Raw genomic sequence first — 13007 nt, forward strand, 5'->3', positions numbered from 1 at the left:
TGTTTCCGTCAAAACGGGCAGTGACTTGGTCAGATAGTTCAGCAATTTCTGTCACTAACTCTTTAATTTGAGCCGCTTTATCTGATTCATCTAAAGCAGCAACTAATTCGATTGGACTTTCTAGACGTTCTAAGTAAGCTTTTAATTGAGTTTTAATGTTTTGATCTAACATCTGTTTTTACTCCAATGCATCCAAATTCTTTCAATAGATGCATAGTACGTGAAAACACAAAATAGGTAAAACAGTATGTTTTTATAGATTTGATCGGTTTTTTAGATTTTATTATTTCCGCAATTAAAAAAAGCCGACCTGAACTCATCCAGCGCAGGTCGGCAAACTGGTTAAACTAGAGTAAGACCACACCAAATACAGCCCCAGCAATCAAAACATGCAAGGGATGAACTTTTTTAATTAAAGATAATAAAGTTGCAATGACTACCATAATAATGAGTAAAGTATTTATTGCCGCTGCCTCAGAGATAATCCAAGCACTGGCAAGCACCGTTCCAACAGTGACAGGTTGTAAAGCAAGCTGTAAAACACGGCGCCATTTCTTATCTTTAAATTTCGACCAACCTCTCATTACAAACACAGTAATAATCGATGAAGGTAAAAATTTAGCGGTAGAAGTCACAAGTAGACCTGACAACCCTGCTACATGCCATCCCACCAAAGGTACAATCATCATGTTCGGACCAGGGGCAGCTTGAGCCATGGCGAACAATGCACTGAATTCTTGTGCCGTCATCCAGTGATGAATATCAACTACTTGGCGTTGCATCTCAGGCAAAATTGTATTCCCGCCACCAAATGCAATAAGAGACAATTGAGTAAAAATAATCGCTAAAGTAAGTAGAACTGCACCCATTACACACGTCTCCAAATGATAGCTGAATAAAATGCCAACAAAATCAGCATCGTCACTAGTAAAGAGATTTTTAGAAAAGCAATACTGATAATTGCAGCAACAACTACGCAAATCGCTAATGGATTACGTAATAATGGCTTAAGCATTTTCAAACCTGTTGCAACCAGAAGTCCTGCTGCTGCTGCCGCTAAACCTTCGAAAAGATGCTTAACCATTAAATTATCTTGGAACTGCTCATAGACATAATGTAAAAGTACAACAATTATCGTAGGTGCAAGGATCAGACCAATGAGTGAGCTCACTGCCCCACGAACACCGCGAAACTCCATGCCAATCGCAACCGATAAATTAATAATATTGCCGCCTGGTAAAAATTGACACAGACCAAGTAACTCAGTGAATTTTTCAGGGCTTAGCCACTGTCTCTGCTCTACAATAACTTTACGGGCTAAAGGCAGCACGCCACCGAATCCAATTAAACCTAATGTTAAAAAACCTAAAAATAACTCTGTGCAGGTCGGGACACTCTCCTTCTGCACGGCAATCTCAACATGGTTCATTTTCGTTACTTTTCACTTTATCTGACCAAGATAGAATGATACTTTTGTGGTATATCTACAAATGCTTTTATTTTCATTAACCATACCATAAAGGTATTCCTATGCTCGATTTACATAAGCTCCATGCCTTTGTTGTGGTAATTGAAGAAAGGAATATTACGCATGCCGCAAACCGGTTATTTATTCAACAGCCGCCTCTAACGCGTTTACTTAAAAAACTCGAAGAAGAACTTGGTACACAATTACTTATTCGCCAGCCTCGAGGAATTGAACCAACTGAGGCTGGTTTAGCCTTATTTAAAGAAGCACAGTTTTTATTAGAACATGCGCGCCATATTCCAAAATTAGTCCAAGATGTTAGCCAAGGTAAAACTGGACAACTCAATATTGGTTTTACAAGTTCCGCAGGTTTGCATCCGCTTATTTCACTAGTATTGCGCTCATATCGAGAAATATATCCAAAGGTACAAACCAAACTTGAAGAAGCAGGCAGCCAAAAACAATTAGATCGATTAATCTCCGAGAAACTTGATATTGCTTTTTTAAGAGCACCGATCAGCCGTGATATTGGGTTAAAACATCACCATATTTTAGATGAGCCAATGATGGTGGCATTGCCTATAGGCCATCCACTTACACAAAAAGAAAAAATTAGTTCAAATGACTTATCAAATGAAAATTTTGTTTTATACCGTCGTTCTTCAGGACAAGGTTTATATGACAATATTTTATATAGTTGCTACCAAGCAGGTTTTAGTCCACGCATTATTCAAGAAGCGCCTCGACCTACCGCTACATTAAATTTAGTCGCTGCTGGAATTGGTATAACGATTGTGCCAGCCTCAATGCATAATTTTTGGGAACATGAAATTGTGTATCGCGATTTTGATGATTCAATAAAAATGAATGCGCCTATTTACTTGATTACACGAGAAAATGAGAGCTCTGCCAAAGTTTCAAACTTTATTGAACTATTGCAAAAACTTTTACCCAATGGCCTGAGTGTAAAAGCAAAGTAATAAAAAGTGCCCCGAATGGAGCACTTTTTTATGAAACTGTTTATTTTTGATTTACTCGTTTTGACAGCTCTTCTGCCGATTCTTTGCGCTCAGAATAGCGATCTGTCAAGTATTGTTTTTGCCCACGTGTTAATAAAGTGAACTTATACAACTCCTCCATTACATCAACGATTCGATCATAGTAAGAGGATGGTTTCATACTGCCATCTTCTTCAAACTCTAAAAAAGCTTTAGCAACTGAAGACTGATTTGGGATGGTAATCATGCGCATCCAACGCCCTAAAATACGCATTTGATTGACCGCATTAAACGACTGCGAACCACCACTAACTTGCATGACTGCTAAGGTTTTACCTTGAGTTGCACGGATTGCTCCAGCTGCCAAAGGAATCCAGTCAATTTGGGCTTTTAAAATTGAACTCATCGCGCCATGACGTTCAGGTGAGCACCACACCATACCTTCTGCCCAAGCCAAAAGCGCGTGTAATTCTTGAACTTTCGGATGATCTGTTTCTGCATCCTCAGGTAAAGGTAAACCTTTAGGATGAAAGATTTTGACTTCAGCACCTAAGTATTCAAGAATTTGCCCAGCAGTCAGCACAGCAAAACGACTATAAGAACGTTCGCGATTAGAACCATATAGCAATAAAATGCGAGGTGGATGCTCAAGCTGCTGCGCTTGCACTTGCTCAAATGTAGGTTTATCTAGAAGATCTAATGCTACATTTGATAAATCATTATCAAGACTGTTCATCTGAGAAATACTTTTTCTTTAACCAAAGAGAAACGGTAACGAGTGAAATTAAAACGGGAACTTCAACTAATGGTCCAATCACTGTGGTAAATGCCACAGGTGATGCCAGACCAAATGTTGCAATGGCAACCGCTAAAGCTAACTCAAAATTGTTACCAGCCGCAGTAAACGAAATAGCAGTGGTACGTGGATAATTATTTCCCATACGTTTACTCATAAAGAAGCTAATGAAGAACATCACCACAAAGTAAATCGTGAGTGGAATTGCAATACGCAATACATCTAAAGGTAAGCTCACTACATCACCACCTTTTAGGCTAAACATCGCCACGATGGTAAAAAGTAAAGCAAGTAAACTAATTGGGCTGATTTTTGGTAAAAATTTAGTTTGATACCATTCCACCCCTTTCGACTTGACTAAAACCAAGCGCGTCAAGAACCCCATTAAGAATGGAATACCTAAGTACACCAAAACCGCATGTGTGATAGTCCAAAAATTCACATCAATGACTTGCCCTGCCACACCAAAATACGGAGGTAAGAAGGTTAAGAAAAGCCAGGCGTAGGTACTAAAGAACAAAATTTGGAAAATACTGTTAAAGGCAACCAAAGCTGCAACGTATTGGTTATCACCACAAGCCAGACCATTCCACACCAAAACCATTGCAATACAACGTGCCAAACCAATCAAAATCAGACCTGTCATGTATTCCGGATAACTATGCAAGAAAACTATCGCAAGTACGAACATTAAAACTGGAGCAATAATCCAGTTCTGTACCAACGATAAAGTTAAGGTTTTCTTATCTTTAAATACTTCTGGTAGCGTAGCATAATCAACCTTTGCTAAAGGTGGATACATCATCAAAATTAAGCCGATTGCGATCGGAATATTAACGTTATCTACACTCATTCTGTTCAAAGAAACCGAGGCTTGAGGAAAGAACACCCCAATTGCCAAACCTAAAGCCATGGCAATAAAAATCCATAGCGTCAGGTTACGATCTAAAAAAGAAAGCTTTTGCTTAGTCATCTCGGCTCTCTTACTCAATATGAGAGATTTTATTAATCTCAGCAATCAAATGTGAACGGCTTAAGTTCGCAACATCAAGTGCAAACAATGCATCTAAACGACGGTTGATATGATCTACAGTCTCTTGGAATGCTTTAAGCTTTTCTTCTTTCGGCAAGTCTAAGTGAGATGGGTCACTTAAACCCCAATGTGCTTTGATTGCACCACCTAAATATAGTGGGCATGCTTCTTGTGCAGCAGAATCACATACTGTAATCACAACATCTGGTTGATACTGCTCGCAGTCATCAATCGTTTTACTCCATAGCCCATCTGTTGAAAGACATAAGTTTTCAAGTGTTTCAATGGTTAATGGATGTATCTGTCCTGATGGTTTACTACCAGCGCTATAAGCTTTCCAACCTTTTGGTGCACGGCTGTTAAATAAAACTTCTGACAAAATGCTACGGCAACTGTTTCCAGTGCATAAAAATAAAAATTTCATGGCCTCACCCACAATAGGTAGAAATAGAAGAAAACTGTGAAGATGATTGATTCACTAAATTTTCATCTTGGTTTGCTATAGTTTTCAAAACTTCAACAGCCCAATTGGGTAAATCTGGATTGACGCTGTAATACACCCATTGCCCCTGTCGTGCATCAAGTAAAATGCCATGAGTTCTTAATAAGGCTAAGTGTCTAGAGATTTTCGGTTGGCTCAACTCAAGCTGTTCAGTTAACTCACAGACACAAATATTTTGTTTGCTAAGAACTAGCTTAAGAATGTTTAACCGAGTTTGGTCAGATAGACATTTAAAGAAATCGACTTGGTTGATCATATCTTCAACAGAGCATATTCGTTATTGCAAATATACGGATATCCATATATAAATGCAATATCTTAATTTGATAATAAATTTACCATGACTGAGCTAGTAAAGATTTACCATAACCCTGCTTGCGGAACCTCACGCAATACATTAGCGCTTATTCGTCATGCTGGGTTTGAGCCTATCGTTATTGAATATTTGCAAACTCCACCTAGTAAAGATGAATTAATTCAACTCATTAAGGATTCAGGCTTAACTGTACGTGAAGCAATTCGTAAAAATGTTGATCCATATAAAGAGTTAGAGTTGGAACAAGACCATTGGACCGATGAACAGTTAATTGATTTTATGGTTCAGTACCCAATTTTAATTAATCGCCCATTTGTGGTTACACCAAAAGGCACGCGACTTTGCCGCCCTTCTGAGATTGTATTGGATATTTTAGATTCACAAAACTTAAGCTATTTTACAAAAGAAGATGGCGAAGTAATCATTGATGAACAAGGCCGCCGTATAAAGTAATTGAAGATATTTATTAATATAAAAAGCTAAATGGCATGGCGCCATTTAGCTTTTTCTGAATGAAACGGATTAAAAATAGGATTTGATAAAAGGAAGCAGTTGCTCTCCTATTACCATGCCTAATAAACCGACTAATGCAACAAGAGGTGGAGCTGGTGACTTAACATTTAAAACATAATATAAGACACCAACAAGCAACCCTACAGCCAAAGATAACAAGTACATTTTCATCGTACATACCTTAGAGAATCAAGCCATTTAATCAGCAGGTTCCCATACTGTTTTATTTAAAATGCAAAACACGAGCACCCAAGTGCGCCCCAGAAAGATTTTTTGTCCTTATCATTTACAGGAACATCAAGCATCCAAGCGTGGCTGTGTCCATGCATTCCACAGCTGCTAGCACATGCACACAATGCACTTTGTGACTGTAATGATTGATTGGAAGGAGCATTACGGTTTTCAGATAAACGCCACTGACCACCGAAGCGTTTTACCGGCGACCATGTTGGAGATGCTGGCGGTAACGGCGGATCGTCTTGCTTAAACTCTGCCCCTGCGTACACCACTTTGCCGCCTAAAACAGTGAGTACAGACTCAATCCACTGGATATCTTCTGCTTCAACTTTGAAGTAGTCATCTGACAACACAACTAAGTCGGCAAGTTCCCCTGCTGTTAGTGAACCTTTGACATCTTTTTCACCTGAGAACCAAGCTGAACCTTTAGTCCAGAGTTTAAGTGCTGTTTGACGGTCTAATAGATTTTTTTCATCATAGAGTGGTAAACCACCGACTGTTTTACCAGTACTTAGCCAATACAAACACACCCAAGGGTTATAGGATGCAACACGAGTCGCATCTGTTCCCGCACCCACAGGAACACCGAGTTCTAACATTTTCTTAACGGGTGGCGTTGCCTGAGCAGCCTCAGCACCGTAGCGTTTTACGAAAATCTCACCTTGATATGCCATACGGTGTTGAATGGCAATACCGCCCCCCAACGCACCAATACGTTCAATATTGCGCTCAGATACAGTTTCGGCATGGTCAATAATAAATCGTGTCGCAAATGGCTGTTTTGAATTGACGCGCTCAAATACATTGAGCAGCCGATTAATACTTTCATCATAAGTTGCATGAATACGGAATGGCCATTTCTTTTCAGCCAAGTGTTCTACAATGGCTTCGAGTTCGCCTTCCATTTTTTCTGGTAAATCTGGACGTGGCTCATAGAAATCTTCAAAGTCACCCGCTGACCACGTCAGGTTCTCACCTGCTCCATTCATTCTAAATAGCTCATCACCATCACCCGGAAATGTCATTTCTGTCCAGCGACGATAATCATCAAGCTCTTGGCCTGCCTTCTGAGCAAATAGGTTATAAGCAATACGTACGGTCATTTGATTTTGATCGTGTAATTGCTTAATCACATCATAATCTTCAGGATAGTTTTGACCGCCACCGCCCGCATCAATTGCTGAAGTAATACCTAATCGGTTCAACTCACGCATGAAATGTCGAGTTGAATTGACTTGGTCTTCAACTGGCAATTTTGGTGCTTTCCCTAAGGTCGAATATAAAATCATAGCGGATGGAGTTGCGAGCAAGAGACCTGTTGGCTCACCTTTTTCATTTCGTACAATCTTGCCACCAGGTGGGTCAGGTGTATCTTTGTTAAAGCCTAATACATCAAGTGCAGCTCGGTTCAACAAAGCACTGGCATATAGATGTAAAACGAATACAGGAGTATCTGGTGCAGCTTTATTAATTTCCTCTAAAGTCGGTAAACGCTTTTCGGCAAACTGGAATTCAGTCCAACCGCCTACTACACGAACCCATTGTGGAGCTGGCGTATTATCTGCTTGTTCTTTGAGTAAGCGTAATGCATCTGCAACAGATGGTACACCTTCCCAGCGCAGCTCCATATTGTAATTTAGGCCACCACGAATAATATGCAGATGACTGTCATTTAGACCCGGTATAACGCGACGGCCATTTAAATCTACAACTTTGCTTGTTGGTGTTGCGAGCTTCATAACCTCATCATTTGTACCCGTGCGTAATACTTTACCATCTGCAATCGCAATTGCTTGTACTTCTGGACTTTTGGGGTCTAATGTTGTGATTTTACCGTTTATGAGTATGAGGTTTATTTCGGTCATTCTGAACTCCATTCTTGTGAATTATCGTTCTAAAAAATAAAGGCATATCTGTATTAATATCACTTAAATATTGAATACTAGACATGCCTTTACCTAAATCAGTAGTGTTTTATTTTGCAGGAACTGGTGCAAGTACTTCATGTTTTGATGTTGTACGCTCAGGTGCCTTATGTACCATTGTATAGGCATAGTCCACACCCATACCGTAAGCACCAGAATGCTCACGTACAATTGCCATAACTGCATCATACGTATCACGGTGTGCCCAATCACGCTGCCATTCAAGTAATACTTGTTGCCAAGTTACTGGAACAACACCCGCTTGAATCATGCGTTGCATGGCATAGTCATGAGCCTCTTTCGATGTACCACCTGAAGCATCCGCGACCATATAAATCTCATAATCCCCTTCAAGCATCGCACCAAAAGCAAAGGTGTTGTTGCACACTTCAGTCCACAAACCTGAAACAATCACTTTTTTACGATTATTTTTTGCAAGCGAATCACGTACTTTTTGGTCATCCCACGAATTCATTGAAGTACGTTCTAGTAATGGAGCATCTGGAAATACATCTAAAAGTTCTGGATAGGTATGACCAGAGAAGCTTTCAGTTTCAACCGTTGTAATGGTGACAGGAATATTGAATGTTTTAGCTGCTTTTGCTAATCCTACAGTATTATTCTTTAATACTTGGCGATCTATTGACTGTACCCCAAAAGCCATTTGTGGCTGATGATCAATAAAAATAACCTGACAATTGGTTGGTGATAGTTGTTCTAAAAGTGATTTATTCATGGGTAAACTCCATTATTCCTTATGAGTAATGCATTAAAATTGCTTACTGGTTATTATGAAAACAGATAAAAATGTAAAAGCATAGACAGCAAATCAGCACGAATCTGTATTCTGTACGAATACAATCAAAACAATGATTGCTTTTTAATTTTTATAGTTTAATCATTGATATATATTTTTTACCTTTCGCTTATCCATGGATCGATTAGACTGTATTTCCACTTTTGTAAGTGTTGTAGAACATGGGAATTTTAGTAGCGCAGCCAGAGCACTCGATATTTCTCGCGACTTAGTTGCCAAACGTGTTTGCTACCTCGAAAATGACCTCAGAACCACACTTTTAACTCGAACAACAAGACAGATGAACCTCACCTCTTGTGGGGAAAAGTTTTATCAACATAGCAAAGTCATTTTAAGTGAGTTCGAATGGGCTGCATATGAAATTAGCTATAATCAGCAGTACCCTGAAGGCGAACTCAAGCTCAATACACCAATGTCTTTTAGCAACATTTTTCTTCAACATATCATTTCGGACTTTATAGAGAAATATCCCAGCATCAAAATTGATTTATTCATGACTGATCAGCTATTAGACATGAATAATAATAAATTTGATTTAACCATTCGTGTAGATGGCTCTCCTCCTAATTTGGCAAATAGTAAAATATTAAATACCTATCAACGATATTTGTATGCAACACCTGAGTATTTTAATCAGCATGGATTGCCAGATTCATTAGAAGAACTTAAAGAACATAAGTTTCTAATTTACTATCAAGATAGTCGACATAAGAAGTTGATCTTCCAAAAAGATCAAAAAGAAGTGTCCTTTAATTGCTTCCCTGTGATGACCTGTAATAATGGTGAACTATTATTAGATATGTGCTTGAAAGATCACGGTATTGTTTTTCTTCCAGAGTTTATTGCAGAGCCTTACTATAAAGAAGGCAAATTACAGAAATGTTTGGAGGACTACACCAGTCAGCCGCTTCACCTATATGTTACATGGCCAAACCGTAAGATTTTATCGAAGAAAGTAAAACTATTTATTGATTTTTTAACACGTCAAATCGTTCCCATAAAATAACTAATCTGGGCCTTTTCCAGAAGAATTGGCCCCATTATTTTTTAGTTAGTTTAAATGGATTCAATCTTCTTATTTTTAAATAAATTTAATAAATTTTGTTCTGCTGACGCTGTGCTGTCTTCTTCAATAAATGTCGTCGCGTAGTGTTCTAAATGCTCTTCCATCAATTGAGTTGCTCGTTTTTCATCGCCTTGTTCAATCGCATCTAAAATTGCACGGTGTTCATCTGCCGAACAATTATTATGTTTTGGAATTTCATATAAGCCAATTAATAATGAAGTCCTTGCAATAAGCGTCTGCAAATAACTGGTCATAATCGTATTTTGATTTGCTTCAATCAGCTTTAAATGAAATTGCCCCGATAGCTTAATCCACTCGGCCCAATTGCCAGCTAAACGCTCATGAGACTCTTGATCTACTAAGCCTCGAAGCTCACTAAAATCTAGGTTATGTGACTTTTGAGCGAGCTTTTTTACAGTGGCGATTTCAAGCATGCTGCGTGCTTCAAAGACCTCTTTTGTCTCATGAACGCTATGCTTTGCGATGAGTGCCCCACGATTGGGCTGAATTTCGATAACCTTATCATGGGCAAGTTTCACGAAAACACGTCTTAACACTCCTCGCGTTACCCCGAATGCTTCACACAAAGGTGCTTCAACTAAACGTGCGCCAGGGGCAAGTTGCCTATTTAAAATAGCATCTACAATAGCGTTATATATATGGTCATCAATTTCATCATTGCTCATTTCTAAGACTTTTTTTGGTGCATTCGATGGCATTGATTTCTCCATTTTTATTAACGCCTCCTCTTTTTAAAACTTTATCTAATAACTGTAGTGTAAGTTTAACTTAACTTTTTGGGAATATTACTCTCATTTCCAAAACACTAATGTTGAGCTAAACAATTCAATATTAGACTTCTAAATATCCACTTATACACCTAACTTTACTTACTTTTTATAAAAAATTAAGCACTTCTCATTTTAAAAATTTGTCTCTTCATATCCAAAATTCATACCAGTTTAAATAACTCATAAGCGCTACTTCTTAAATTTGGCATAACTTTTGCTAAATTAAAATTGTGCACAATATAAATATCATATTGTGCACAATTTTAATTTCATTCTTTTAGCCAGAATTTCAAGCTGCTGAAGAACGTGCCAGCCCAACATAAGGGAAGTGAGTGTTCAAGATGAATAATACCGAAGCAATAATTAAACCTTCTTATGATGCAAAACTGACAAATCAAGACTTAGCTCCTTTAAAAAAGCAAACATGGGGCGCTTATAATATTTTTGCTTTCTGGATGTCTGATGTTCATAGTGTCGGCGGTTATGTCATGGCTGGGAGCCTTTTTGCACTCGGGCTGAACAGCTGGCAGGTACTTTTATCTTTACTCATCGGCATTGCCATAGTTCAGTTTTTTACAAATCTGATTGCCAAGTCTAGCCAACAAACAGGCACGCCCTATCCTGTTATTTGTCGTGCCACTTTCGGTGTGCTTGGTGCAAATATTCCTGCTGTTATTCGGGGTCTTATCGCTGTCGCGTGGTATGGCATTCAAACCTATTTGGCCTCAAGTGCATTCTTATTAGTCATTTTAAAGTTCTTTCCAGAATGGTCACCCTATGCTGATGTTTCAACTTACGGCTTTCTTGGGCTTTCCTATTTAGGATGGGTTGGCTTCATGCTGCTTTGGCTACTACAAGCGATTGTTTTTTGGTCTGGCATGGACAGCATACGTAAATTTATTGACTGGGCAGGTCCAGCTGTCTATGTTGTGATGTTTGCGATGGCAGTATGGCTGATCTGGAAAGCTGGCTGGCAAAATATTGATTTAAACTTGAGCGGTGTTCAATACGATGGTTTTGCGGTTGTACCAGTCATGATTGGTGCTATTGCGCTTGTTGTTTCATATTTTTCAGGGCCTATGCTGAATTTTGGTGACTTCTCTCGTTATGGTAAAAGTTTTAATGCCATTAAAATGGGCAACTTTCTTGGCCTACCGATCAATTTCTTAGGCTTTTCTTTACTTACTGTGGTTTGTATTGCTGCAACGCTTCCAGTGTACGGCAAGCTCATTACAGACCCTGTCGAGATGGTCGGTAAACTGGATAACACATTTGTAGTCATTTTAGGTAGTTTGACCTTAATGATTGCCACCATTGGGATTAATATTGTCGCTAACTTTGTTTCACCTGCCTTTGATTTTTCCAATGTTTCACCGAGCAAAATTAGCTGGCGCATGGGTGGAATGATTGCAGCAGTTGGATCGATTTTCATTACCCCATGGAATTTGTTTAATAATCCTCAAGTGATCCATTACACCATTGATATTTTAGGTGCATTTATCGGTCCACTTTTTGGCTTATTGCTCGCCGATTTTTACCTCGTTAAAAAACAAAAAATCGTGGTGGATGATTTATATACATTAGATACCAAAGGCTTGTATTGGTACAAAAATGGTTATAACCACTCTGCCTTTTATGCCTTAATTCCAGCTTCATTAATTCCTATTCTCTGCGTACTTTTACCACAACTGTCTGGGCTGGCTAATTTCACATGGTTTATCGGTATGGGATTCGGTTTTGTCATTTACCGATTTCTTAACCAACCGCTTGCCCATGTTAAATCGGCAATGACTAAGGTAAAAGTACAATGAAAATTAAAATTATTAATCCCAATACTACTCAAAGCATGACAGACAAAATTGCTGCATCAGCAAAGATAGTCGCAGGTTCTGGTACTCAAATTATTGCAGTGAGTCCTCAAATGGGCCCTGCAACAATTGAAAGTTATTATGATGAAGCCCTAAGTGCAGTAGGTGTGCTAGAGGAAATTCGCCAAGGTGAATTTCTAGGTGTAAATGCTTATGTTATTGCCTGTTTTGGTGACCCTACGCTTTATGCTGCCCGTGAAATGACTTCAGCACCTGTGATTGGGATTGCCGAAGCAGCTATGCGAACTGCAAGTTATGTCAGTAATGGTTTTAGTGTGGTCACAACCTTACAACGCACAGTGAATATGAGTTGGCATCTGGCTCATCGCTATGGGGCTACACCATTTTGCAAAAATGTTCGAGCTTGTGACATTGCAGTTGAAGAGTTAGAGCTTCCTGACTCAGATGCTTATCGAACCATACGAGATGAGTGCAAAAAAGCACTCACAGAAGATAAAAGCGATGCGATTGTTTTGGGCTGTGCAGGTATGAGTGATTTATGCCTAAAACTACAAAACGAATTGGGAGTGATTGTTATTGACGGCGTTGCAGCAGCAGTTAAACAAGCTGAAATGTTAGTTCAGTTAAATTTAAAAACCAGCAAAGTTGGTGATTGGGCCTCACCTCCTGTAAAGAGTTACACAGGCATACTGTCAGGATTTGGAGCACATTAGAAA

The 13007-nt window shown here is 39.0% G+C and carries 15 protein-coding genes and 1 pseudogene; 5 read left to right on the forward strand and 11 right to left on the reverse strand.

Annotated elements, in window-relative coordinates:
- From HMPREF0013_RS24320 to HMPREF0013_RS08390, 3 genes and pseudogenes are all read right to left on the reverse strand, one after another.
- Positions 1–172: pseudogene (locus HMPREF0013_RS24320) on the reverse strand (alkyl hydroperoxide reductase); the annotation flags it as partial.
- Positions 173–347: 175 nt separating this feature from the next.
- Positions 348–869, reverse strand: a complete 522-nt coding sequence (locus HMPREF0013_RS08385) for a chromate transporter (RefSeq protein WP_002114296.1) — start codon at positions 867–869, stop codon at positions 348–350.
- Positions 869–1429 carry a chromate transporter gene (locus tag HMPREF0013_RS08390; RefSeq protein ID WP_001017026.1) on the reverse strand — a complete coding sequence of 187 codons (561 nt, stop codon included), beginning with the start codon at positions 1427–1429 and terminating at the stop codon, positions 869–871. Before HMPREF0013_RS08390 ends, HMPREF0013_RS08385 begins: the two co-directional genes overlap by 1 nt.
- A 101-nt stretch (positions 1430–1530) precedes the next feature.
- Between HMPREF0013_RS08390 and HMPREF0013_RS08395 the strand changes: the two genes are divergently transcribed.
- Entirely contained in the window at positions 1531–2448 is a 918-nt protein-coding gene (locus HMPREF0013_RS08395) for a LysR family transcriptional regulator (protein WP_002114463.1), read from the forward strand.
- Between the two features lie 40 nt (positions 2449–2488).
- On the opposite strand, the gene arsH is transcribed toward HMPREF0013_RS08395, so the two are convergent.
- Genes arsH through HMPREF0013_RS08415 form a run of 4 tightly spaced genes read right to left on the reverse strand, consistent with a single transcriptional unit; the run spans position 2489 to position 5053 of the window.
- Positions 2489–3202 (reverse strand): arsenical resistance protein ArsH, encoded by a 714-nt coding sequence (gene arsH / locus HMPREF0013_RS08400; protein ID WP_002114162.1) that lies wholly within the window; start codon positions 3200–3202, stop codon positions 2489–2491.
- Positions 3189–4235: an ACR3 family arsenite efflux transporter gene (gene arsB, locus HMPREF0013_RS08405; RefSeq protein ID WP_002114266.1), complete on the reverse strand. Its 1047-nt coding sequence runs from the start codon at positions 4233–4235 to the stop codon at positions 3189–3191. Before arsB ends, arsH begins: the two co-directional genes overlap by 14 nt.
- A gap of 10 nt (positions 4236–4245) precedes the next feature.
- Positions 4246–4719 carry an arsenate reductase ArsC gene (locus HMPREF0013_RS08410; protein WP_002114427.1) on the reverse strand — a complete coding sequence of 158 codons (474 nt, stop codon included), beginning with the start codon at positions 4717–4719 and terminating at the stop codon, positions 4246–4248.
- 4 nt (positions 4720–4723) lie between these two features.
- Complete coding sequence (locus tag HMPREF0013_RS08415) at positions 4724–5053, reverse strand: metalloregulator ArsR/SmtB family transcription factor (RefSeq protein WP_002114199.1); 330 nt, start codon at positions 5051–5053, stop codon at positions 4724–4726.
- 84 nt (positions 5054–5137) lie between these two features.
- On the opposite strand from HMPREF0013_RS08415, the gene arsC reads away from it, so the two are divergent.
- Complete coding sequence (gene arsC, locus HMPREF0013_RS08420; RefSeq protein WP_002114534.1) at positions 5138–5566, forward strand: arsenate reductase (glutaredoxin); 429 nt, start codon at positions 5138–5140, stop codon at positions 5564–5566.
- Between the two features lie 69 nt (positions 5567–5635).
- Here the strand turns inward: arsC and HMPREF0013_RS08425 are convergent, their stop codons facing one another.
- The 3 genes from HMPREF0013_RS08425 to HMPREF0013_RS08435 form a co-directional block, all read right to left on the reverse strand.
- Positions 5636–5797, reverse strand: coding sequence for a DUF1427 family protein (locus tag HMPREF0013_RS08425; protein WP_000784879.1), 162 nt, complete (start codon positions 5795–5797; stop codon positions 5636–5638).
- A gap of 56 nt (positions 5798–5853) precedes the next feature.
- On the reverse strand, positions 5854–7728 hold the full coding sequence (locus HMPREF0013_RS08430; protein WP_002114254.1) for an amidohydrolase: 1875 nt from the start codon (positions 7726–7728) through the stop codon (positions 5854–5856).
- 109 nt (positions 7729–7837) lie between these two features.
- Positions 7838–8524, reverse strand: coding sequence for a hydrolase (locus tag HMPREF0013_RS08435; RefSeq protein WP_001043290.1), 687 nt, complete (start codon positions 8522–8524; stop codon positions 7838–7840).
- 196 nt (positions 8525–8720) lie between these two features.
- Between HMPREF0013_RS08435 and HMPREF0013_RS08440 the strand changes: the two genes are divergently transcribed.
- A complete protein-coding gene (locus tag HMPREF0013_RS08440) occupies positions 8721–9611 on the forward strand; it encodes a LysR family transcriptional regulator (protein WP_005802433.1) in 891 nt (296 codons plus the stop codon).
- A 50-nt stretch (positions 9612–9661) separates the two neighbouring features.
- On the opposite strand, the gene HMPREF0013_RS08445 is transcribed toward HMPREF0013_RS08440, so the two are convergent.
- A complete protein-coding gene (locus HMPREF0013_RS08445; protein ID WP_002114346.1) occupies positions 9662–10402 on the reverse strand; it encodes a GntR family transcriptional regulator in 741 nt (246 codons plus the stop codon).
- Positions 10403–10803: 401 nt separating this feature from the next.
- Between HMPREF0013_RS08445 and HMPREF0013_RS08450 the strand changes: the two genes are divergently transcribed.
- A complete protein-coding gene (locus HMPREF0013_RS08450; RefSeq protein WP_002114512.1) occupies positions 10804–12273 on the forward strand; it encodes an NCS1 family nucleobase:cation symporter-1 in 1470 nt (489 codons plus the stop codon).
- The gene (locus HMPREF0013_RS08455) at positions 12270–13004 is read left to right on the forward strand and encodes an aspartate/glutamate racemase family protein (RefSeq protein WP_002114327.1); all 735 of its coding nucleotides are present in this window, start codon (positions 12270–12272) and stop codon (positions 13002–13004) included. Before HMPREF0013_RS08450 ends, HMPREF0013_RS08455 begins: the two co-directional genes overlap by 4 nt.
- Positions 13005–13007 lie beyond the last annotated feature (3 nt).

Origin of the sequence: Acinetobacter sp. SH024, assembly GCF_000163635.1 — a bacterium.
Taxonomy (GTDB): Bacteria; Pseudomonadota; Gammaproteobacteria; order Pseudomonadales; family Moraxellaceae; genus Acinetobacter; species Acinetobacter pittii.

Coding starts and splice junctions, on each gene's coding strand:
- HMPREF0013_RS08440 (WP_005802433.1), top strand. CDS start 8,721: ATGGATCGATTAGACTGTATTTCCACTTTTGTAAGTGTTGTAGAACAT.
- HMPREF0013_RS08445 (WP_002114346.1), bottom strand. CDS start 10,402: ATGGAGAAATCAATGCCATCGAATGCACCAAAAAAAGTCTTAGAAATG.
- HMPREF0013_RS08410 (WP_002114427.1), bottom strand. CDS start 4,719: ATGAAATTTTTATTTTTATGCACTGGAAACAGTTGCCGTAGCATTTTG.
- HMPREF0013_RS08435 (WP_001043290.1), bottom strand. CDS start 8,524: ATGAATAAATCACTTTTAGAACAACTATCACCAACCAATTGTCAGGTT.
- arsC (WP_002114534.1), top strand. CDS start 5,138: ATGACTGAGCTAGTAAAGATTTACCATAACCCTGCTTGCGGAACCTCA.
- HMPREF0013_RS08415 (WP_002114199.1), bottom strand. CDS start 5,053: ATGATCAACCAAGTCGATTTCTTTAAATGTCTATCTGACCAAACTCGG.
- HMPREF0013_RS08425 (WP_000784879.1), bottom strand. CDS start 5,797: ATGAAAATGTACTTGTTATCTTTGGCTGTAGGGTTGCTTGTTGGTGTC.
- arsH (WP_002114162.1), bottom strand. CDS start 3,202: ATGAACAGTCTTGATAATGATTTATCAAATGTAGCATTAGATCTTCTA.
- HMPREF0013_RS08395 (WP_002114463.1), top strand. CDS start 1,531: ATGCTCGATTTACATAAGCTCCATGCCTTTGTTGTGGTAATTGAAGAA.
- arsB (WP_002114266.1), bottom strand. CDS start 4,235: ATGACTAAGCAAAAGCTTTCTTTTTTAGATCGTAACCTGACGCTATGG.
- HMPREF0013_RS08450 (WP_002114512.1), top strand. CDS start 10,804: ATGAATAATACCGAAGCAATAATTAAACCTTCTTATGATGCAAAACTG.
- HMPREF0013_RS08430 (WP_002114254.1), bottom strand. CDS start 7,728: ATGACCGAAATAAACCTCATACTCATAAACGGTAAAATCACAACATTA.
- HMPREF0013_RS08390 (WP_001017026.1), bottom strand. CDS start 1,429: ATGAACCATGTTGAGATTGCCGTGCAGAAGGAGAGTGTCCCGACCTGC.
- HMPREF0013_RS08455 (WP_002114327.1), top strand. CDS start 12,270: ATGAAAATTAAAATTATTAATCCCAATACTACTCAAAGCATGACAGAC.
- HMPREF0013_RS08385 (WP_002114296.1), bottom strand. CDS start 869: ATGGGTGCAGTTCTACTTACTTTAGCGATTATTTTTACTCAATTGTCT.